Genomic DNA, 20,784 nt, shown 5'->3' on the forward strand with positions numbered 1-20,784 from the left:
AAGATTATTAACCCTGTGCTCCTCTTGGCCCAGTAGCTAATGCTTCTTGAATGAATTGATCGACTATATTTAACACCTCATCTTGCCAAAAGGGTGCCCTTCCATGATCAGCGCCATGTAACCGAATTAGCCTAGCTTGATGTCCATCCTGTTGCAGTCGAGCAAACAGTTTGACACTTTGCCCAAACGGTACCAGTCGATCCTTATCGCCATGAAGGATTAAAAAAGGCGGCATGTCTTCATTGGCCGAGATGTAATGCATTGGGCTAGCAAGCTTTGCCTTATCTCGATTGTTCAGTACATTGACACCACCCAATAACATCCCTTCAGGGGAGTTCGCTTGTATATGATCATAGGTAGAAGGCTCTTCGTTCATTTGATCAAGTGCCGTCGGGCCATAGTAATCAATCACAGCTTTTAATTTAATAGCCGATTTCGATACGTCATCAAAATCCCGAGTATCCAGTGTTGCCCCCACCATTGCTGCCGTATGGCCACCAGAAGAATCCCCCCAGACTATGATGTTATTCGCATCACCATAATATTCCTCGGCATGCTCAGCAATGAAATGAATAGCGGACTTCGTATCCTCTACCTGAGCAGGAAAAGGCGCCACTGGTGAAGGTCTATATTCCACCATAGCGACCACATACCCTCTCTCTGCAAAGCGCGATAACTGCGCCATACTCAACCCCAAATCCTGCTTAAACCAAGCCGAGCCTTGGACATAGACAATAATAGGGAAAGTCGTTGTGGCCGCCTTCTCTCCTAATGCCTCTCGAAGTACTGGACGAATAATATGTAACTTTAAATCTCTTCCAGATTTGTGGGCATAGGTGACATTGAACACAGTATTGAGCGAACGACGCAGCCGCTTTGCATCCAAGCTTTCCATCCCATCGATGACCACACGGCTATAGGGAAAATCGTCATAGCTAGCAGGCTCAGCAGGGATAATAGGGGCGGCGGCCCAAGCATTTAGTCCGATGGACAAGGCCAGTAGAGACCAGAAAGGTTTCATATCAAACTCCTTTTTATTGTTATCTGAATAGACGCTGATTAGCGCCTATTCAGTATCTGTCCGGAGTCTGTATTAAGCCATTTCAATCTCTGCTCTAACGATTCATTTTGCGCCGCATAAAGACATGACCTTAACGTCGGTAAATCAATGACCAAGTTAGGGGTGTTGGGAGTTTTTCGGATTCCAATTTGACCGTATATTTCAATTCATTGTCAGCCGTTTGCAACCAGGTATTGGTTCGTATACCGCGCTCAGATTCCACAATCACCACAATCGCTTGATCGGTTTCGCTAAAGGTGCCTGAGATTTCCAAACCCTCTTCGTCGGTTTTAAACACCTCACCTTGCGCTGTCAGTGGAATATTGTCTGCTTCTTGCTGATCACATTGCCAAGAGAACTCACTGGCTTGCTTCGCTAACAACCACTGCTGACAAATTTGAGTTTGCTTTTCCAATACCGGCCGCGCTAAAGCACGAATGAAAAAGTTCATTTCCTGTACCACATTCTCAACCGCTTCATCGAGCTTGGCTTGGGTATTCGCTGCGTCTTGTAATTGCCAACGACCTTCTAAACTGGCCGCCTGCGCACCACTCGTCAGTACAGCGGCAAACACACCCATAGCAATCAATTTCTTCACGTTTCTTCTCCTTTATTTTTATTGTCTTCTGATCATCGCAGAGAAGTTTCATGATGTGAGGTGCAAAAACACCCACAATAACTAACAATAAACGCCAAAACCCTCTTATTCAGGCAAATTTTAGCGCCAAAAAAACCTGACCACCTCATTTGATGATCAGGTTTCTTAGCATTAACAATGACTTACTTATCGAACCTTTACTTATTGATTCTTTACTTATCAAACAAGGCGGCGCGTTGAAGCTCAATGATTTCGGCGATGCCTTTACGAGCCACCGCCAACATGCCCATCATGTGTTCGTCACCAAAGGCCTCGCCTTCTGCGGTACCTTGGATTTCAATAAAACCACCTTTGTCATTCATAATGACGTTCATGTCGGTTTCTGCATTGGAATCTTCTGGGTAATCCAAATCCAACACTGGCGTGCCTTTGTAAACACCCACTGAAATCGCAGCGATCTGAGAAACAATTGGATTTTCTTTGACCTTTTTCTTCTCAACAAGATGACGCATGGCATCGGCTAGGGCCACAAACCCCCCCGTGATGGAAGCAGTACGCGTGCCACCGTCTGCTTGAATCACATCACAATCAATCGTAATAGTATGCTCACCCAGCTTCTTCAAATCCACCGCGGCACGCAACGAACGACCAATCAAACGTTGGATCTCAACCGTACGGCCACCTTGCTTACCACGTGCCGCTTCGCGGTCCATACGATTGCCTGTTGAACGAGGTAGCATACCGTATTCCGCTGTGATCCAACCCTGACCCTTGCCCTTCAAAAAACGAGGAACGCCTGGTACAACCGTTGCCGTACAAATGACTTTGGTATCACCACATTCAATTAACACGGAACCTTCGGCATGTTTGGTAAAATTTCGCGTAATTTTAAGGGGACGTAACTGATCAACGGCTCTTCCACTTGGGCGCATACTAGCTCTCTCTGTTGGTTAATCTTTTGTAAAGCCGCAATTATAGCGAACCCTGATAAAATTGCGCCCCTTACAATAGGGAAACTGTCGTCTTGCTATGGCATAAGCTACAATAGCGCCACATTTTTCTTAACTTAGGTATTCAAAATGACAGCAAGCATGACCGCCTTCTCACGCCAAGAAGCCCGCTACGATTGGGGCACCATCAGTTGGGAAGTTCGCTCAGTGAATCAGCGCTATTTAGAACCTAACTTTCGGTTACCAGAACAATTCCGAGAACTGGAGTTTTCCTTTCGCGACCTATTAAGAAAAAAACTCAATCGCGGCAAGCTGGAATGCCAACTACGCTACCAAGCCGTCGACAAAGCGGCCACCAGCTTGACCATCAACCCAGACAACGCCCAAGCCTTGGCCAATGCCATTCATCAGTTAGACACTTGGTTTGACGACATCAAAACCCCATCACCGCTGCAAATTTTACAATGGCCTGGCATCCTTAGTGATAGCAGTGAAGACGCGGACACCATCAAAAAAGCCGTTGTCGAACTATTTGGTAAAGCCGTCAACGAGCTCATCGAAATGCGATTACGTGAAGGCGAACAACTGGTCGCCATCATAGAACAGCGACTTGATAGCATTGACGCCATCGTGGCCGAAGTACAAGGCAAGTTGCCCACCATCATCGCCGCGCAAAAACAAAACCTGACCGACAAACTGGAAGCCGCCAAAGTCGAACTCGACCCAATGCGAGTAGAAGCGGAAATTGTACTATTGGCCCAAAAAGCCGACGTGGCCGAAGAACTGGATCGCCTCGCGACCCACACCAAAGAAGTCCGCCGCCAGCTACAACAAAAAGGCCCTATCGGCCGCCGCCTCGACTTCCTCATGCAAGAACTCAACCGCGAAGCCAACACGCTTTCGTCTAAGTCCATTGTGGTCGAAACGACGCAGAGTGCCGTGGAACTGAAGGTGTTGATTGAACAGATGAGAGAACAGATTCAGAATATTGAGTAAGACAAACACTTAATCATATAAACTCTTACTTCTGACCACAGCATTTCCGTCTCATTTTTTTGAGTTGGACATGGTTGATGACGTTAAGCAGATGACAGCTTCTGACTTAGCAGCAGTTTCACCGTAATTTTGTCGAGCTTGTTCGTATTATGCATAGGTATCGACACATAAAATGAACGTGTCGATCTAATCCACTTGAAAACGCACAAAGAAGGTATTGCGGTCAGCGCTGCGCGGCAATAATTCCAGTTCGGCCTGATGAAGTGCCACTATGTCTTTGCATATGGCCATGCCTAACCCAGCGCCATCGCCTCGGTCGGATTGACCGCGATAAAAGGCTTCAAATAAATGCTCTCGAGTTTTCGCTGGGATAGCCTCTCCGTTATCCGATATCAAGACTTCAATTTTGTTATTTTGTGCCTTTAAGGTGACAAAAATCTCGCTACCTTGGCCGGAATAGCGAATCGCATTGTCAATCAAGTTACGGAATAGTACTTCCAGCAATACGCTGTCCCCAAGCAGTCGAGACTCATCCCCTTCGAGGGCGATGTCTTGTTGCTGTTTCAGTGCTAAGGGCGCAAGGTCTGCAATGACATTTTTTAGCAGTTGTTTGAGTTCTACGGATTCGATTGAATGTTCGGATGTGCTGTCCACTTTGGCCAACATAAGCAGTTGATGAATCAAGCGATCGGTGCGCTCGATACCGAGTAAAATGTTGTGTAAATCTTGCTGTTTTTGTTCGGCGATTTTCGTGGCGAGTGCGTTTTCGACATTGAGCCGTAAAATCGTGAGAGGTGTTTTTAGCTCGTGCGCCGCTGCCCGAGTGAAGCGTTTTTCTCTTTGCCACGCAAGATCCAGCTCTTCCAACAATGCATTAAGGGAGTTCACCAGTGGTGCCAGCTCGATGGTATTGTCTTTTACGTGAATTTTATCCAGATGATGCGCGTTTCTCTGTGCGATGGCAGTGCGAAGTTGGTCAATCGGTCGCAAGTACTTGGCAATCAGCCACAAAAGAACAATCAGCAAAGCAGGCAATAACAGCATTTGTTCTGTCACTGTGGATAAGGCAATTTCGTTGATCAATTCTTGGCGAACGCTGTACTTTTCAGCCACCACTACATACCTTTCTAAGCCCTGCCCATTCGGCAAAGAAAGCTGAAAGGTGCGCCACCGTCCACCACCAATTTCAAGGTCTCGAAACCCTTTATCCAGCTCTGAATTGGATAATGCTGGCAATCCTTTCATCGAGCTCCACAAGAGTTTGTCTCGGCTAAAAAACTGAAAGACGAGATGCTGTTCATAGGGGTGACCGTATAAGGTGGCTTCATCGTCACTGTTATTTTTCAGGGTTAACTTGCGCAGGTTGTCCATCCAAGCGTCAAATTGATCACCATAGTGAATAATGTCGTCTTGGCTTTTCGATAACGAGGTAGCCAACAGCAAAAGTTTGGCGGATTGCCCAAGCCGAGCATCATAGACTTCTTCGACTTCATGCTGGGCCGACAGAAAACTGAAGTAGAGCGATACGCCCAGTAAAACACTCACCAAGATGGTGACCGAGAGGGTCAACTGACGTTTTATCGAATAAGGTGCTTTTGTGCGCATCGGTTTATTTTTCAAGGATATAGCCTACTCCACGGATATTTTTGATCGCCTGATCGGGTATTTTTTTACGCAGGTTATGAATGTGTACCTCAATCGCATTATCACTTGAACCTTCCTCCCAGCCGTGCAAATACTGCAGCAATGTTTCTTTGCTCTGCACGCGTCCGGCATTGATCATCAGCCCGGCAAGGATTTTATACTCGTTACGCGTCAGCTTAAGCGGCACATCAGCGATACGAATACTCTGCTCTGAAAGTGACAGGCTTAATTCCCCCACCACAATATGTTCATCTGCACGACCAGATTGACGGCGAATCATCACCCGTAGCCGAGCCAACAATTCTTCAAGCGCGAAAGGTTTGCCTAAGTAATCATCGGCACCGCCATCTAATCCGTTCACCCTATCGCGAATATCATCACGCGCCGTTAGGATCATGATGGGCAATTCGTAACCCTTTTGGCGAACTGCCCGAAGGACCTGCAAACCGTCCATGTCGGGAAGGGTCAGATCGAGAATGACGGCGGTAAAGGTTTGCGTTTTTAAGGCCGTCGTGACGCCCGAACCCCGTTCCAACCAATCTATGGTATAGCCCTGACGACTCAGTGACGTCACCATAGATTGGCCCAATAAAGTATCGTCTTCTACCAGTAATATACGCATGAATTAGTTAAGACTCGACATAATGGCTTCTATCTCTTTCTTACGACCTGCATCTGCTAAGGGACGATTTGCTCTCGGTTTAGCCTGCAACGCTCTACTTAAGTAGATTTTTGCTTCTTTTTCGTGACCTTCTTGCACTAAAAAATCACCATAAAAATAATTGGCATCAATGCCTTGTGGATCAATTGCCAAGGCTTTTTGTAACATTTTTTCCGCTTTATCGTTATCACCAAAGCCAATCGGCCAACCTGGTACTTGGTAATACAGTGACCCTAAAGAAGTATAAGCCGACCCAGACAAGGTGTTGGGTGCCGTGTCAATAACTTGTTCGAGTAAAGCTTTGGCTTCTTTCACTAATGATAGCGCACCAAATCCGCCTTTTACGCCAGCCAAAGAAGCTTTATTGATCGCTAACCAGACTTTCCACTGTGGATTGTCAGGATGAGCCTGCAAGAGCTCATTGTTTTTCACAATGAGCGTCTCAAGACACGCTTGTCTTGCGTCGTCTTCGACCAGATCGTACTGGCATTTTGCCCATGCGGTTTGGATCGCCAGCAGTGAACTGTCATCGTTACTTGCGAATGTCTGTCCACTGACCACGAATAATAACAAACCAAATTTTAGGGATTTCATTAACATTGTGTTTTCCTCATTTTAGGTGAAAGTACGAACACGTCTAGTGAAAGCGGGTTATTCGCACCTTCTCTCTTGACTCATTTTATGTATGTATTGATGGATGATGGTGTGCTGTTTATGGATACCGGTGGAAACCATGTTGGGAAAAATTTGATTTATGCGTGCAAAAAGCTTTTCTGGCCAACCGATCCACTTAGCACTGATCTCTTTTTCCAACACAGCTTGAACGTGTTTCGCGACGTACTCAGGGGAATCAATCGCATTGCCCAGTTGATGATTCAGTTGGTTCACCGCATGACTATTCAGAGCCGTATCCGTCGCACGAGGTGCCAAATATAAAGCACGAATGCCGCTGCCATTCAGTTCTCGATCGAGTGCTTCGGTAAAGCGATGCAAACCGGCTTTGGCCGCACAATAAGTGGTATAACCTGGGTAGCCAATCGAGCCGAACGTGGAGCCAATATTCAGAATCACGCCCGGTTGAGACAGCAAATCCACAAGAGATTGGCACAGCATGATGGGCGCCAATAAGTTAAGGCGAATTTCTTGCTCAATCTGATGGGGCTGTTTACTACTTAACAAGGCAAAGTCGTTGCAACCGGCATTATTAATCAAGCCATTGATTCTGCGCTGTTCCACAATCGCCTGACGAGCATAGTCCGTTATGGTCGCAATGCCTTCCGCCGACGCAATGTCCGCCACTAAGACACGATGGTTTTCCTGGTGATTTAGAGACTGAAGAAGCGTCTCTAAAGGTTCCAAACGGCGACCAACAAGGGTTAAGCTTGCTCCCGCAGAAGCAAGCTGCATGGCGATGGCACGTCCAATGCCACCGCTCGCCCCCGTCAATATGAAATGACTGTCTTGAATCTTCATGTTACGCCTCACGCCACTTGCTGAATGCTTGGGGTTGGCAAAGAACGCAACATCTGACCATAAAGGTCAAACACCATATTGGCCGAATCAATGATCACTTGTTGATCGTCTGGGTTTGTTACTTGATTCATCAAGTTTTCAAAAAAGGTCAGGTGAGACTGATCCAAGACACTGTGGGAAATCAGGTAAGTCATCGCCTCTGGCGGAAGCTCTAAGCGACTCTGAATCAGGCTTGCCATTTTACCGCCAATGCCAACACTAGTGCCTTCTAAGACCCAAACCATACCAAACAAGGCCAAAGGATTATGACGATCAATCTGGTGATATAGGTAAGACATCATCAGCTCGATCGCCTGACCAACCTGACCTTTTCCACTATTGTTACGCACCTGATCGGCATCGCCACCACAGGCTTTGATGTCATTTAAAATCCATTCCTGATGACCATGTTCTTCTTCCACATATTCTACAATGGCTTCTCGAACCCATTCATAGTCGGAGGATAATCGTCCGCCACAAGCCATCAGCAATGGCACGGTATGCTTAACGTGATGGTACGCCTGTGTCAGAAAAGCGAGATACATCTCCTTATCTATGTTGCCCGATTGCACCTGAGCAATCACTGGCGCCATTAACATGGCCTGTTGTGCACTGGCCGTTTCTTGTTGCAGTTTTGAAAAGAAATGATTCATCTTGTTCTCCTATGAGGATGTTGTAAGTTCTGAATTGACATTAATTCGTGTGACAGGCTGACCATGCAGTTGCGTTTGAGACGGATCCATCAAGAAACGCGTTACATCTTGTTCCAGCAGATTGCGTCTGATTTTTCCGTTTGCCGTGAACCATGGCGTGATACCTTGGATGTTATCCAACACCAGTAAGCAGCCGATTCGGGCATAATCTGGTAACAACTCGTTGAGTACAGACACCTTGTGCTGTAAATCAGAACACTGCTGAGTAACTGCGCATAAGCTGTGTAAGTCATTACCAACAACGAAAAAGGGTAAGGTTTGCAAATAGGTAAACGCTTCTGACTCAATCCACTCTGGCGAAACATTACGTCCGTAAGCAGTTACAATCAGGTTCTTTTTCCGGCCCATCAGCGTGATGAAACCGTCGTCATCCACTTGCGCTAAATCTCCCGTCGCCAGCCAAGTCTCTGTAAAGGGTTCGCCTAGATAGCCAAGCGCATTGTTACCTTTGACTTCTAACTCTCCATCTTTCGCTATACGGGCCTGAATGTGTGGTAATACGCATCCACTTGTTCCCGCTTTATTCTGAATTGGCGTATTTAGGCAGACCACTGAACCGCACTCAGAAAGGCCGTACCCTTCGTAAGCCGGAATCCCAAGTTGCCAAGCGGCTGCCATTAATGACGCCGAAACACGAGCGCCGCCAACCGCCACAAACGTCAAGGTTTGCGCTAATTCAGGGAACTGTTTGACGAGGGAAAGCAGAGCGATCAGCAAGGCGGGCGTCAGCACCAGACTATGTGGACGATATTGCGTCAGCGCGATCATAAAACGGCTGATATCAAATTGATTAGAGCCCATCAGCCCAGTGTGTTCACCAGACACCACATAAGACGTGGCGCCTAACAATAATGGAACATAGACACCCGTTATGTTCTCAAGCAAGGTGGATAAGGGTAAAAGGATTAAGTGACGGCTTGCCTGCCCCGTGATGCTGTCAGCAAGAGACAGGGACACTCGATCAATATTGTCAGCACTTAAACACACGCCTTTTGGCGCTCCCGTAGAACCTGAGGTAAAGGTGATTTTTTGGGTGCCTGGCAAATACGCTTTGGTAGCGGATGTTAGATGTTGATAAGCGTTCAGACCCGCCATGGTGCCGAGTTGCTTACCCACATAATGGCCTTCATCATCCGCCCACTCCCCGATCAGAATATCGGCAGCGGAGGATTGCAATATATGCTGAACTTGCGACTCGGAAAAAAACGTAGGAACGGGTATCACTACAATGCCGCTGTACATAGCCGCTAGGTCGACAATGACCCAATTCAGTCTGTTATCGGCTCTTAACGCAATCGCCGTCGCATCCGCTGCTTTTAGTTGTTTGGCGACAGCATGAACGCGTGCCTCTAATTGTTGATAACTTATTGATAAGAGTTCACCCGTCTCATCATGACCAACGAAGGCGATATGATCTGGCGTCTCTTTCGACCATTTTTCAATCGCTTGGATAATGTGCGTCATCATCTTTTCCTCTAGGCAATTTTGCCGGTTTTTTGGTGAATGAGGCTCAGACGCTGTAGCCCTTTAATCAAGCTACCCGCAAAGACATTGGGTTGGTGGTCGTAATACGTCCCCCAAATTTTGTCCGCATCCGTCACCTTGTTAGCGTCTGCGCGGGTAATGAGTTTGGGCTTCAGCCCTAAACGTGACATCAACACAAACAAAGGGTCAGTGGCGGTGAAAATACACCATTCATAGCCACTCTCTACGAGACGTTCGGCAATCAACAAAAAATGATACGGTGACACCCATTTGGCGAATGAGGCTAAATGCCCAAACTCCACCAAACTCGTGCGGTCAACCTTTTGATCGAATAATTGCGAGATAAGCTCTTGCGCAGGCACGTCAAGGTACTGCTCTAAAAACAGAGATTCCTCTGAAGCGACTCGAAAACCGCAAACCGACGCAATTTGATGATGATCAAATAAGGTTAAATACGCCGGCATGAAAGCCTTTAATTCCGCTTGAAAGGCTTGCTGATAGCGTTGGGACACATGCCGAATGACCTGCGGCCAAAGCTCGTGTGTTGGATCAACGATGTCTAGATTGCAGTGGTCAAATGAGGTTTGAAGTTGCATTTGCGTCTCCTCGTTAAGTTTCTTGTGGATACAATAGAACTCGAAACTTAAGGAACGCTTAAGGAACCCTTTAATTGATAAATTTTTTAATGATCCTGCCCCTACAGGCTATTTTTCACGTATAGACTGACTATAACGTCTGTTGCTATGAGAGGATTCAGCATGCAAGGCTTCAAGTGGATACGCCATTTTGTGATCGCGCTGGCGGTGTGCTTATGCTCTGTGGTGCAAGCGGAACAATCCATTAGGGATAAGCTTGTACAACCTGGCGTGCATGTGTTGATGCGCCACGCTCTTGCGCCTGGGATGGGAGATCCGTCAAATTTTCAGCTGGAAGACTGCACAACACAACGCATTTTAAATCACACAGGTCGTCAGCAGGCCACGCAGATAGGTCAGTTGCTACGTGATCAAGGTGTGAGCTTTAATCAGGTTTTCAGCAGTCAGTGGTGTCGTTGTTTAAAAACAGCGCAATTAATGGCGATGGGCAAAGTACAGCCCGCACCTATGCTAAATTCTTTTTTCCGTGATCCCAGTACCGCAAAGTCTCAAACTCAAGACTTGCGTGAGTTACTGAACTCACTTCCCCAACACGAAAAAGCTTTATTAGTGACACATCAGGTCAATATCACGGCTCTAACTGGTATTTTTCCTCGATCAGGGGAGATGATCTTGGTGGCTGTCTCCGGAAACAGCCGATCTTTAAAAGTCATCGGACGCTTTTTACCAAACGCGCCCTAAGCCATTTCCGTCATCTCAATGAAACCGCTCATTTCTTCTCACCATGGTATCCATTACTATTCATAGCCAGTAACTGGTTTTGTTGTCGATTAAAAGGAAAGACTGTGTCTGAATACAACACCCTCTTCGAATTTGATGCGAGTTGGAAAGTCACTCAGCTGGTGGTCACACGCGCTTTAGACGAAGTTCAAAGTGGGCTGCTGGTAACCTTTGCTCAAGAAGAGCAAAGCATCACCTTGGCCTTCGAGCACATTGATGACCCACAAAACATCATGGAGTTGATGGATTTTCAGCAGGTGACAGTCAGTGAAGAGTGCAATGTGGAGCGCGATTTCAGCACCATCAAAGTCGAACTCTTTTGTGATTCCTACGCCGAGTTTTGGTGCGATGCGGTCACCACAAAACAGATCGACTCCTAACGAGTGATAATGATCGCTACGAATATCGGGCTTTTAGCTGTTTTAGAACCTCTTCAAATGCGGTCAAATCGGTAAAGCGCTCCAGCCCTTCCACATGCCGGGCCACAAACACGTCACTGGAAGCCAGAATCCCGCCTTGTAACATCAGATTATCCATCAGGCCGAAATTCTCAATGCTGTTGCCATCTAGATCTCGCACGTCTTTATCTTCAGTGATGGGTGCCTCACCGTCTGCACACGTTTGCCAGACGCGATCAAAGTAAGGTGTTACGCAATTTGAATAACCTGCGATTGGCAGGTTTAACCCCCGTCCCATACCGAGTTCATAAATGGTGCCAGCATCCGCACTAGGGCCACGAAATGGGGTGAGATTGGCGATTATGATGTCACTGCGCATGATCAAGGCTTCATTGCCGAGACTAATTGCCATGGCGGTCTCGAAGCGACTTGGTTGAGGTTTGATGTCTTTATCGAGAGGAAACAAACCTATAAAGCCATACTGTTCACATAAGGCTTTTTTGGCATCGCCAATCGCAGTTGGATCGGGCAAGAAAACCTCTGGCCCCGCTAAATAAATGGTTTTCATATAACACACCATAAAACATTAATGGTTGTTTATCATACTCTAAAATCGTCTTTTAAGACTGAGTAAAAAGCCGTAAAAATGACCCTAGGAATGATCCAACTCAATCAATCTGTAGTGATGTTTGTAGTGAGCGGTTAATGAGCATGGAAGTCTCGCATCCATCGTTGTAAGTGCGTCAACATGGCTAAAGGCGCCTCTGTTAATTGTCGTCCAAGACGAGTGGCAATGTGCACTTCACCAGACGATAAGATAGGGTCTTCAATGGGGAGCGAAATCACCTGTTGGTCATCCAGTTCACGCCGCACAACAAACTCCGGCGCGATGGTCACGCCCATGTTCGAGCGAACAAATTCCTTCAATAAGCCAAATGAGTTGACTGTCATCGCAGGTGACAGTCTTACTCGGTGTTTAAACTCCGCCACCGCAATTAACTGTCTAACGCCAAACTCTTTCTCTTGTAGCACCAGTGGGTAAGGCATCATATCTTCCAAACGCACCGGGCGATTTAAAGCAATTAATGGATGCCCGGGTGGCACAATGGCATACAAAGGGTGTAACGAGGTTTCATGAGAGCGCAGCTTTTGATGATTCGGCGGGTGAAATAATACACCAATATGGGCTTCATCCTGTTCGACTTTTCTGATCAGTTCATTCGAGCCACCCACGTGAACAGAATAGGTCAAATTTGGATACTTTGTCTGAAATTCTGGCAAAACATGAGACATGATTTCACCAATAAAGCCCTCACCAATGGCCAAGGCAATGTGTCCAGACTTGAGACCCTTTAAGGCTCGAAGTTCAGACAAACAGATTTCTTCATTGGCGGAGGCTTCTCGGTAATATTTTAATAATAATTCGCCAGCATCGGTCGGATAGACACCTTTGCGGTGACGCTCTATTAAAATGCACGCCAACTCTTCTTCCAATTGGCTAATTTGGCGACTAATGGCCGATGGGGCAATGCCTAATTTGTCGGCGGCCGAACGTATTGTGCCAGAGGCAACCGCTTCATAAAAATAGGTTAAACGCTTTGCGTTAATTTCATTCATCCTGTTGACCCCAAGTCGCTATCGGCACCGTGTTACACAATAGAATAAAAAAGGCAGCCAGAAAAGCTGGCTGCCAACGGGAGGCTGATCCAGCCTTGCTTACAACACTGAATAGCGTAACCAAAAACACTTTAAATACAGTCTAATCGCTAGGCTGTTGCTGACTCACTAAATCACACCAAAACTGTATCCCAGTGCCGATGACTTGGTCGTTAAAATCATAATAAGGGTTATGCAGGGCAATGGACTCGTCAGCATCGACGCCTAACCAGAAATACGCCCCTGGACACTGCTCTAACATGAAAGCGAAGTCTTCCGACGCCATAGAAGGCGGCAGGTTATGATGCGCTTTATTCTCACCCAATTGCGTTTTTGCCACCTCATAAACAATGGCGGCCTGCGCTGGGTGATTACTGGTCACAGGGTAACCACGCTGAAAAGACAGGGAAACCTTTAAGCCTGGCGCCTGATTATAACTGGCGACATAGTCTGCCATCAGCTGTTCCACTCGCTCGCGAGTCGCTGCATTTAAGCACCTTACTGTGCCTTTTAGGGTAGCGGACTCGGGCAAGACATTAATGGCTTCGCCACTGTTAAACATGGTCACGCTGACCACCGCAGACTCTAACGGAGAAACATGTCGCGACACTATGGTTTGCAAACGCAAAACCAATTCTGACGCCGCGACAATCGGATCAATGCCCATATGCGGCATCGCCGCATGAGAACCTTTTCCGGTGACCATCAGGGTAAAGGTATCGAGCGATGCCATCATGGCGTCATCGTTAACGGCGATGTGTCCTGCCGGCAATCCCGGCCAATTATGCAAGCCATAAATCGCGTCCATTGGAAAGCGTTCAAACAGACCGTCCCGGATCATTTTTTGCGCTCCGCCTAAATTTTCTTCAGCCGGTTGAAAGACAAAATAAAGCGTGCCACGAATGTTTTTTTGCTGTGCCAAATAACAGGCCGCGCCTAATAACATGGCCGTATGGCCATCATGACCACAGGCGTGCATGCAGCCTTGATGCTGAGACTTATGATCGCAGTCGCCCAGTTCCTGCATGGGTAATGCATCCATGTCGGCTCGCAAGCCAATCGCAGGTCCTGAGCCATTTTTTAGCACGCCCACCACACCGGTTACGCCTATGCCAGTGTGCACTTCTAAGCCAAATTCACGTAACAGCTCGGCCACTTTTTGTGCAGTTTGATGTTCAGCAAAACCAAGCTCAGGGTGGCGATGAAATTCTCTTCGCCACTGGGTCGCTGTTGTAATGAGTTGTTCCATATTCATCGTTATTTATTCCAAATTCGCGCTGTAGCCAAAATTGGCGGCTGGGGTTCGAGCGGTTTCCACCCAAACACTTTTCACTTCACTGTATTCGCGTAGTGCTTCCAGACCCGATGAACGACCATAGCCGCTTTCGCCATAACCACCAAAGGGCGAGGAAACATGGATTGTTTTATAGCCATTAATCCAAAACGTACCGGCGTTGACCTGTTTCGCCACTCGATGTGCTCGGCCAACATCCTGAGTCCACACAGCACCGGCTAAACCAAAACGACTGTCATTGGCGATGGCAATGGCCTCGTCTTCATCTTTAAAGGGAATAGCGACCACCACAGGGCCAAAGATTTCTTCTTGAGCGCAGTGCATGGCGTTATGGCCTTTCAGCAAGGTCGGATTGACATAGTAACCTGAGCTTTCAGGAATCGCTGGACAACCATTGTCGATGGCCGTTGCGCCTTCGCTTTGCGCACGGGTGATCATGTCGGTGACATGCTGATACTGCTTCTGATTATGAATGGGGCCTATCTGGGTTGCATCATCACTTGGATCCCCTATCACAAAATGCTTGGCGGCCTGTGATACGGCTTCACAAAAACGTTCATAAATAGTGTCTTGCACCAATAATCGAGAGCCCGACACACAGCTTTGCCCTGCCCCTGAGAAAATCGCCGCTTGCGCGCCCTTCACGGCTAAGTCTAAATTCGCATCGTCAAACACAATATTCGCAGATTTACCGCCCAGTTCTAACACACAAGGCACGCCCTGTTCAGCCGCACTCACGGCAATACGTTTACCTGTCGCTGGGGAACCGACAAACACCACTTTACGAATGTTGGCCTGCTTGATGGCCATTTGCCCAGCCGTGTGACCATAGCCAGCAATAACATTAATCAGTCCGCTTGGCACGCCAGCTTGATGAGCAAGTGCCGCCACTAAAATAGACGATACCGGAGTCAATTCAGAAGGTTTTAAAATCACAGCGTTACCCGCCGCAATGGCCGGAGCAAGTTGCCAACCACAGGTAAAGATAGGGGCATTCCATGGGGTAATTTGTAATACGGTGCCTAATGGTTCATAGGTTACATAATTCAGATGTGTGGTAGGAACCGGAATCACTTCCCCATGAAGTTTGTCGGCCCAGCCAGCATAATATTCAAACATCTCGGCGACTTTAAGCACTTCCACCTTGGCATCACGAATAGGTTTGTTGGAAGAATAACATTCGACTAGGGCCAGATTGTCCAATTGCTCGCGAATTTTGTATCCGATGCGATACATAATTTGACCACGAGCTTGCGCAGTCATCGCCCACCATGTTTTTTTGGCCTCACTGGCGGCCGCATCCGCAGCTTTTATAATGGCCTCATCGGCATCTGGATACTGTAAGCGCTCACTGCCGTCATGGGCGTTGTAAATAGTGATGCTTCCCCCTGAGCCAAAGACAAATTCTCCATTCACCAAGCTGGGAATGCTGTCTGTTTCAGGCCAGTACTGTTGAATAATGCTCTGATATTCGGTTTTCATGTATAAAAAGCCCTTTAGCTAAATAAATCAGGGTTGGTGTATTGTGTAATGCAGCAAAAATCTTGAGTATCGGCAATCTGCTCATGGCTGTTTTGCCATAATGTGGCTGTTTGTTTGGTCATCGGCAGATCAAGCTGTAAGTCAGCAGCAAGGCTCGCTGCCAAACCTATGTCTTTTCTCATCAGCCCCATGGTAAATCCTGAGTTGTAAGCTTTGTTCATCACCCAGTTAGGAAACATGGCTTGGCTGGCGCCACTGCGACCAGAACCCGCATTAATGGCTTGCAATACTTTTTCAGGATCCACTCCGGCTTTTTCTGCCAAGGTTAATGCTTCGGCGGTGGTAATAAGGTGGGCGGCCGCGAGCATGTTATTGGCAATTTTGGCAATGTTTCCAGCACCCACGTCCCCCACATGCACCCTGACACTGCTCATGGCTTCTAATACAGGCAGCACAGACTGATAAAGCGTTTCGTTACCGCCAATAACCATACTCATGGTGCCAGCAGCAGCACCGGCTGGACCTCCCGAAACTGGCGCATCTAAAAAGCCAATGTTTCGCAAGGCGAAAGCCTCTGCCACCAAACGACTGGTTTCAGGCACAGACGTCGTGGTATCAATCACCACGCTGTCTGGTGCTAATAATTGGGCTAATCCCTGTTCCCCAAGACAGACGGCTTCAACATGTTCTGCTTTGGGTAAAGACAAAATCACCACAGAGCTCTTGTTGGCCAGATCTTGTAATCCACTAACACTTTGCATGCCTTGCGCTGTTGCTTTCTGACGGGCTTGTTCTGACAGGTCAAAGCCGATCACGGTGAAGCCTTTTTTCACCAGTGTCGCACCCATGTTGCAACCCATGTTGCCTAGACCAATAATGCCAATAATTTGACTCATGTTAATCCTATTAACGATTGAGATAATTTAATGAGACAGCCTTGGAGGCTCTTTTAAACCTCCAAGTCACATTGCTTATAGCACCATTTAGACACCTAATAAGGCGTTAGCAACCATCACAGAACCCACGTAGGTTCCGGTAAAGACCAGAATGGAAATGATGGCTATTTTGAAGCCAGAACGTTTAAATAAATCGACTTCCATTTTGGTAATAGCCAGTGCTGCATACGCTAGAATTGGTGTCACCATTGCCAAAAAACTGATATTTTTAAGCTCTGTCAAAATGATTTCGGACACTGGCGAAATAGGGATGGTGACTAAAACACTCACTAAAGAAACCCAGGCGACGGCAGGAAAGCCGATAGGAATCAATTTCGCCAATATCAAACCAAAGATCACCATGACATAAATAATGAGCATGGCGGGTAGGGTTTTGATAGGGTCGATACCTGTTCCAGCCCAGTTACTGATCAGGCTGACCACTGAAATAACAGCCAAGGCAATCAGATTCTCCCGAAACGTTAATTGTGTTTCTGGCTGGTTTTCAACGCTATTATCAATATTAGAATTCATCTTACTCCGCCCCTTTTATTGTCAGGTTATTGTTTTTTTCACCCGATAATTTCTTGTAAAACCATTCCGAAAAAGGCAATGCAATAAAGATCGCAACATACAATCCCGTCGCATTAGTCAATAGATTACTCGCTCCTGCAAACGCCAGCAGTTCGTCTTTCATTTCAGGATAAGCTGAAGCCAAGGTACCAGAGCAAGCGGCGGTCATACTGCCACTGCCAACACCACAGGCCATGGCCAATGCTTTCGGATCAAACCACCCTGTTGTTGCCAGAAAACCGGCCATTAATGAGAAATAAATCGTCCCGAACATGGTGCCCATGACATAGACTCCCATGACGCCAATCCCTTCGTGACTTTTGAGGCCGTAACGATCTGAGATCAAAGCAATGTTCGGTTCACGGGCAATAGAGTAAGTCGCGCCAATGGCTTCACGTCCCATTTTGAACACCAGAACCGCAATCGGCATGGCGATCAACATGGTGCCGAGATTGCCCAATTCTTGGAGTATCATCGCCGCACCCGCTTCCGCTATTTTAGGAAGCGCTGGGCCAATTAAGGTTCCAAACTTGGCAATAAACGGCAAAATACCAATGACAATTAGTGGCGCGGCAATCGACGCGTTTTTCTTGGTCAGGATTTTTGCTGAAAACTTGGTAATGTTTGGGTTCACAAACAAACACAAGGCAAAAGCATAAAACAGGGGTAAAAAAAGCAGTTTTGCATTAGCGATGGGAATGCTCTGAATTCCAATCCATTCAGATAGAACAGAAATAACAACCACAATTAAATGCAGTCGCCAATTCAACAGCAAACTCAGTGGGGAGGATGGGTTCTTCATTCAAGGCTCCAAGGTAAGTAAATGGCCTTTTTATGGAACGCCTTTATATGTTGCTTTGGTATTTTTAGATGTTGCCTTTCTGGCAACACCAATATCATTGAAGCACTAAAATAATATCCGCCGCCCTCTTCTTAATAAGCACCCAATAAGAGCGTCTTCGCTTCAAAATTGGGCATGCTATTTTATTTTGTTGTATTTTCACCAATATGCACTCTGAAAGATCGCACTATTTTTGTACGTCGAGTGAAAAATCACACAAAATTTCAATACTAGAAGGAATAAAGACCCCCTTATTGATAAAGAATAAACTCTATTAATACAAAAACTTATTCCAAAAGAATCTAAGAAACGACATGTCAGTTCAGACATTAAATAGAGTATGCCATTCCTAGGAGGGGACGCTCACTTCAAGCTTAGGGTTTCTCGTTTACATGGTGATTATGGCTCATTCGCCATGTCGATTCTTTCTTGTATGGGTGGATGTGTACTGAATAAGCTCTCAAACCAGGTTTCCTTATGATGGCGTACGTGCGCTTCTCCTAGCACTTGCATCGCTTCGATAAACCCATTTGACGATCCTGCAAGTTGTTTGAGGCTTTGTATTGCAAAGTCATCCGCTTCTTTTTCCATCTCGCGAGAGAAAGCACTATTCACTACGCCTGTTCCTAAGCCAATAAAAGATTCATTAAGGGTTTCTAAGTCATTTAATATTAATGACGTCAATATCGTTGTATAAAATGACTGCATCAGAGCCCTTGTGTTGTGTCGAAAAATCACATGGCCTGTTTCATGTAATAATACAGCCTGTATAGCTTGCTGATTGGACAGCATTTTCTTCACCAGTGAATCTGTCATCACAATAGTGCGATTACTTAATGTAAACGCATTATTTTGAAATATCTCAGAACGTCGAAAAAGTAACTTGAAAGACGCTTGATGTGGTACATTCAATTTTTTTAAATTATCGTGCCAGGCCTTTTTAATCTCATTTTGCATCACTTTTGATAAATTCGACTCGGACAAATCCACTCTTTCAAGCAAAAAAAGGGTTTTATCCCCCACCAATTCATCTATTGAGACAGGAATAAAGGGCGTTGTTACACGAGAAAGTAGAGTCGGACCGTATAAGTATAATGATGCGATAATAATGGGAAGAGTTATCACACATAGTACAAGAGCCTTATAGCGATTCTCAATCCATTCCAGCCACTTACCTTTTCGATATGAGTGACTCCATTCTAGTAAGGCGGTTTTGGACGATATATCGGGGTTGAAGACTGAACCATCTTCGAACTGAAATGAAATAGGCAATCCCATAATATTTGGGGACAAGGTAAAATCACCCTGCTGATATTCTTTGGATATATCAGCTTCGGAACATTCTAGATAAATGACGCCTTTTTCTCTGCAAGATAATAATGCTGCATAGGCTTTACTTTGCCGGGGCAGAAAAAATGCCCCGGCAAAGATTAAAGGTTGATCCATTAAAAGGAGTTCTCAGCAATGCCCAAGTCAAAAAGGTCATTTAACTCTTCTCCTAATGCACTGGCATCTGATTTGGCGTTACTCACAATATCTTCAATACCAACTTCAATCTGATATTGTGTGTTTTCACACATATAACGTCTTTGTCTCATTACCGCAATAGGGGCACCTAGACCCAACGTGAATACAACAATCAAAAAGTTTGTCATCACTAAAACAAACATACCTGTTATGGAGACTGTCGTATCAAATTTTGCAACATTAGGTAAGGTTATATTGTGTGTGAGTTGCTTCCATAGAAGAGCAGAAGTCACAATATTGGCTAACATAAAGCCTCCTGCCATAATGAAAATCAATAACCAAATCCTACCTTCTATACCAGCCCCACTACTCATTACAGATATAGCCAGAATAATAACCGGTATTATAATGGCAGCAGCAAGACCAAAAACCTTGTAAAATTCAACTGTCTTAAAATGAGATTTGAAATTAATTTTTCCATATTGCTTATTGTCAAACAAATACTCAAACTGTTTTTTTATCACCAAAGGCAGCGCCAAATACAAGGTAAACACACTCAAGACGGGATAAATAATAAAGGTTAAAAGGCCCCCTTTCTTCTGTCCAGAAAAGTCAAATCTAACATTTCGATAACTCATCATTCGATTAGAGAATTTCAAGTTTTGCACTATAATCCACGGGAGGAAGCACAATAGAACAACAGAAAAAAGCAATATCGTTTCTGGAAAAAAAAATGTAATAGAAAAATATATAAGCAATAGAATAAAGGCGATTATACGACTCTTCAATATTTTTATCGGATCTCCATGGTAACCAAAAGCATGTCCATCAACACGAGTATGGCCATAAAGGTACTGTTTATTACGTACCATCGCCCATGGACTATAAATACCTAATGTTATTACGGTTAAAAAAAAGTTAACTAAACAAAGACGAAAGTATTCACCATTTTTTCCAGAAAACTCAACCTCACGAAAAGTTTTATTCACTACACCATTTCCTTATATGTCTAAAATTCGTTAATTAATTGATATTTTAGTCAAAATAACTCAAATATCAATTAATTAACAAGATGAATAATTGAGTCTTCTATGTGGAATCGTTTGCTATAGACTAATGTTATACAAAGTACTTGAGGGAAAT

At 45.7% G+C, this 20,784-nt stretch carries 22 protein-coding genes; 3 read left to right on the forward strand and 19 right to left on the reverse strand.

The features are described from left to right. Positions 1-7: 7 nt before the first annotated feature. From MAR181_RS17470 to rph, 3 genes are all read right to left on the reverse strand, one after another. The gene (locus tag MAR181_RS17470) at positions 8-1,021 is read right to left on the reverse strand and encodes an alpha/beta hydrolase (protein WP_013797920.1); all 1,014 of its coding nucleotides are present in this window, start codon (positions 1,019-1,021) and stop codon (positions 8-10) included. 130 nt (positions 1,022-1,151) lie between these two features. Next, the gene (locus MAR181_RS17475) at positions 1,152-1,658 is read right to left on the reverse strand and encodes a hypothetical protein (protein ID WP_013797921.1); all 507 of its coding nucleotides are present in this window, start codon (positions 1,656-1,658) and stop codon (positions 1,152-1,154) included. A gap of 212 nt (positions 1,659-1,870) precedes the next feature. Continuing rightward, positions 1,871-2,590, reverse strand: coding sequence for a ribonuclease PH (rph, locus tag MAR181_RS17480; RefSeq protein ID WP_013797922.1), 720 nt, complete (start codon positions 2,588-2,590; stop codon positions 1,871-1,873). A gap of 147 nt (positions 2,591-2,737) precedes the next feature. Here rph and MAR181_RS17485 point away from each other — a divergent pair, with 147 nt between their 5' ends. Further along, positions 2,738-3,604 carry a YicC/YloC family endoribonuclease gene (locus MAR181_RS17485; protein WP_013797923.1) on the forward strand — a complete coding sequence of 289 codons (867 nt, stop codon included), beginning with the start codon at positions 2,738-2,740 and terminating at the stop codon, positions 3,602-3,604. A gap of 186 nt (positions 3,605-3,790) precedes the next feature. On the opposite strand, the gene MAR181_RS17490 is transcribed toward MAR181_RS17485, so the two are convergent. Genes MAR181_RS17490 through MAR181_RS17520 form a run of 7 tightly spaced genes read right to left on the reverse strand, consistent with a single transcriptional unit; the run spans position 3,791 to position 10,215 of the window. Next, positions 3,791-5,224 (reverse strand): ATP-binding protein, encoded by a 1,434-nt coding sequence (locus MAR181_RS17490; RefSeq protein WP_013797924.1) that lies wholly within the window; start codon positions 5,222-5,224, stop codon positions 3,791-3,793. After that, positions 5,214-5,870 (reverse strand): response regulator, encoded by a 657-nt coding sequence (locus MAR181_RS17495; protein WP_013797925.1) that lies wholly within the window; start codon positions 5,868-5,870, stop codon positions 5,214-5,216. The genes MAR181_RS17490 and MAR181_RS17495 overlap by 11 nt, the downstream gene beginning before the upstream one ends. A gap of 3 nt (positions 5,871-5,873) precedes the next feature. Beyond that, a complete protein-coding gene (locus MAR181_RS17500) occupies positions 5,874-6,509 on the reverse strand; it encodes a tetratricopeptide repeat protein (RefSeq protein WP_013797926.1) in 636 nt (211 codons plus the stop codon). Between the two features lie 51 nt (positions 6,510-6,560). Further along, positions 6,561-7,382: an SDR family oxidoreductase gene (locus MAR181_RS17505; protein WP_013797927.1), complete on the reverse strand. Its 822-nt coding sequence runs from the start codon at positions 7,380-7,382 to the stop codon at positions 6,561-6,563. 8 nt (positions 7,383-7,390) lie between these two features. Beyond that, the gene (locus MAR181_RS18570; RefSeq protein ID WP_013797928.1) at positions 7,391-8,074 is read right to left on the reverse strand and encodes an iron-containing redox enzyme family protein; all 684 of its coding nucleotides are present in this window, start codon (positions 8,072-8,074) and stop codon (positions 7,391-7,393) included. 9 nt (positions 8,075-8,083) lie between these two features. Next, complete coding sequence (locus MAR181_RS17515) at positions 8,084-9,601, reverse strand: AMP-binding protein (protein ID WP_013797929.1); 1,518 nt, start codon at positions 9,599-9,601, stop codon at positions 8,084-8,086. Between the two features lie 8 nt (positions 9,602-9,609). Next, the gene (locus MAR181_RS17520) at positions 9,610-10,215 is read right to left on the reverse strand and encodes a thermostable hemolysin (RefSeq protein WP_013797930.1); all 606 of its coding nucleotides are present in this window, start codon (positions 10,213-10,215) and stop codon (positions 9,610-9,612) included. Between the two features lie 162 nt (positions 10,216-10,377). On the opposite strand from MAR181_RS17520, the gene MAR181_RS17525 reads away from it, so the two are divergent. Further along, a complete protein-coding gene (locus MAR181_RS17525) occupies positions 10,378-10,956 on the forward strand; it encodes a histidine phosphatase family protein (protein ID WP_013797931.1) in 579 nt (192 codons plus the stop codon). A 104-nt stretch (positions 10,957-11,060) separates the two neighbouring features. Further along, positions 11,061-11,375, forward strand: coding sequence for a hypothetical protein (locus MAR181_RS17530; RefSeq protein ID WP_013797932.1), 315 nt, complete (start codon positions 11,061-11,063; stop codon positions 11,373-11,375). A 16-nt stretch (positions 11,376-11,391) separates the two neighbouring features. Here the strand turns inward: MAR181_RS17530 and MAR181_RS17535 are convergent, their stop codons facing one another. From MAR181_RS17535 to MAR181_RS17575, 9 genes are all read right to left on the reverse strand, one after another. Beyond that, positions 11,392-11,961, reverse strand: a complete 570-nt coding sequence (locus tag MAR181_RS17535) for a nucleoside 2-deoxyribosyltransferase (RefSeq protein WP_041651449.1) — start codon at positions 11,959-11,961, stop codon at positions 11,392-11,394. Between the two features lie 134 nt (positions 11,962-12,095). After that, on the reverse strand, positions 12,096-13,010 hold the full coding sequence (locus MAR181_RS17540) for a LysR family transcriptional regulator (protein WP_013797934.1): 915 nt from the start codon (positions 13,008-13,010) through the stop codon (positions 12,096-12,098). Between the two features lie 142 nt (positions 13,011-13,152). Then, the gene (locus MAR181_RS17545) at positions 13,153-14,304 is read right to left on the reverse strand and encodes a M20 aminoacylase family protein (protein WP_013797935.1); all 1,152 of its coding nucleotides are present in this window, start codon (positions 14,302-14,304) and stop codon (positions 13,153-13,155) included. Positions 14,305-14,310: 6 nt separating this feature from the next. Beyond that, positions 14,311-15,825, reverse strand: coding sequence for an aldehyde dehydrogenase family protein (locus tag MAR181_RS17550; RefSeq protein ID WP_013797936.1), 1,515 nt, complete (start codon positions 15,823-15,825; stop codon positions 14,311-14,313). Between the two features lie 14 nt (positions 15,826-15,839). After that, entirely contained in the window at positions 15,840-16,721 is an 882-nt protein-coding gene (locus tag MAR181_RS17555) for an NAD(P)-dependent oxidoreductase (RefSeq protein ID WP_013797937.1), read from the reverse strand. 87 nt (positions 16,722-16,808) lie between these two features. Continuing rightward, positions 16,809-17,294, reverse strand: coding sequence for a hypothetical protein (locus MAR181_RS17560; protein WP_013797938.1), 486 nt, complete (start codon positions 17,292-17,294; stop codon positions 16,809-16,811). A gap of 1 nt (position 17,295) precedes the next feature. Further along, positions 17,296-18,135, reverse strand: coding sequence for a DUF3100 domain-containing protein (locus MAR181_RS17565; protein ID WP_013797939.1), 840 nt, complete (start codon positions 18,133-18,135; stop codon positions 17,296-17,298). Between the two features lie 438 nt (positions 18,136-18,573). After that, positions 18,574-19,620, reverse strand: a complete 1,047-nt coding sequence (locus MAR181_RS17570; RefSeq protein ID WP_013797940.1) for a M48 family metallopeptidase — start codon at positions 19,618-19,620, stop codon at positions 18,574-18,576. Next, positions 19,620-20,630, reverse strand: a complete 1,011-nt coding sequence (locus MAR181_RS17575; RefSeq protein ID WP_013797941.1) for a YjgN family protein — start codon at positions 20,628-20,630, stop codon at positions 19,620-19,622. Before MAR181_RS17575 ends, MAR181_RS17570 begins: the two co-directional genes overlap by 1 nt. Positions 20,631-20,784 lie beyond the last annotated feature (154 nt).

Origin of the sequence: Marinomonas posidonica IVIA-Po-181 (assembly GCF_000214215.1) — a bacterium.
Lineage (GTDB): Bacteria > Pseudomonadota > Gammaproteobacteria > Pseudomonadales > Marinomonadaceae > Marinomonas > Marinomonas posidonica.

Excerpts from the sequence above, each read along its gene's own strand:
- MAR181_RS17515 (WP_013797929.1), bottom strand. The coding sequence starts at position 9,601 with ATGATGACGCACATTATCCAAGCGATTGAAAAATGGTCGAAAGAGACG.
- rph (WP_013797922.1), bottom strand. The coding sequence starts at position 2,590 with ATGCGCCCAAGTGGAAGAGCCGTTGATCAGTTACGTCCCCTTAAAATT.
- MAR181_RS17550 (WP_013797936.1), bottom strand. The coding sequence starts at position 15,825 with ATGAAAACCGAATATCAGAGCATTATTCAACAGTACTGGCCTGAAACA.
- MAR181_RS17470 (WP_013797920.1), bottom strand. The coding sequence starts at position 1,021 with ATGAAACCTTTCTGGTCTCTACTGGCCTTGTCCATCGGACTAAATGCT.
- MAR181_RS17535 (WP_041651449.1), bottom strand. The coding sequence starts at position 11,961 with ATGAAAACCATTTATTTAGCGGGGCCAGAGGTTTTCTTGCCCGATCCA.
- MAR181_RS17525 (WP_013797931.1), top strand. The coding sequence starts at position 10,378 with ATGCAAGGCTTCAAGTGGATACGCCATTTTGTGATCGCGCTGGCGGTG.
- MAR181_RS17520 (WP_013797930.1), bottom strand. The coding sequence starts at position 10,215 with ATGCAACTTCAAACCTCATTTGACCACTGCAATCTAGACATCGTTGAT.
- MAR181_RS17540 (WP_013797934.1), bottom strand. The coding sequence starts at position 13,010 with ATGAATGAAATTAACGCAAAGCGTTTAACCTATTTTTATGAAGCGGTT.
- MAR181_RS17485 (WP_013797923.1), top strand. The coding sequence starts at position 2,738 with ATGACAGCAAGCATGACCGCCTTCTCACGCCAAGAAGCCCGCTACGAT.
- MAR181_RS17495 (WP_013797925.1), bottom strand. The coding sequence starts at position 5,870 with ATGCGTATATTACTGGTAGAAGACGATACTTTATTGGGCCAATCTATG.
- MAR181_RS18570 (WP_013797928.1), bottom strand. The coding sequence starts at position 8,074 with ATGAATCATTTCTTTTCAAAACTGCAACAAGAAACGGCCAGTGCACAA.
- MAR181_RS17545 (WP_013797935.1), bottom strand. The coding sequence starts at position 14,304 with ATGAATATGGAACAACTCATTACAACAGCGACCCAGTGGCGAAGAGAA.
- MAR181_RS17565 (WP_013797939.1), bottom strand. The coding sequence starts at position 18,135 with ATGAAGAACCCATCCTCCCCACTGAGTTTGCTGTTGAATTGGCGACTG.
- MAR181_RS17560 (WP_013797938.1), bottom strand. The coding sequence starts at position 17,294 with ATGAATTCTAATATTGATAATAGCGTTGAAAACCAGCCAGAAACACAA.
- MAR181_RS17555 (WP_013797937.1), bottom strand. The coding sequence starts at position 16,721 with ATGAGTCAAATTATTGGCATTATTGGTCTAGGCAACATGGGTTGCAAC.
- MAR181_RS17500 (WP_013797926.1), bottom strand. The coding sequence starts at position 6,509 with ATGTTAATGAAATCCCTAAAATTTGGTTTGTTATTATTCGTGGTCAGT.
- MAR181_RS17570 (WP_013797940.1), bottom strand. The coding sequence starts at position 19,620 with ATGGATCAACCTTTAATCTTTGCCGGGGCATTTTTTCTGCCCCGGCAA.
- MAR181_RS17505 (WP_013797927.1), bottom strand. The coding sequence starts at position 7,382 with ATGAAGATTCAAGACAGTCATTTCATATTGACGGGGGCGAGCGGTGGC.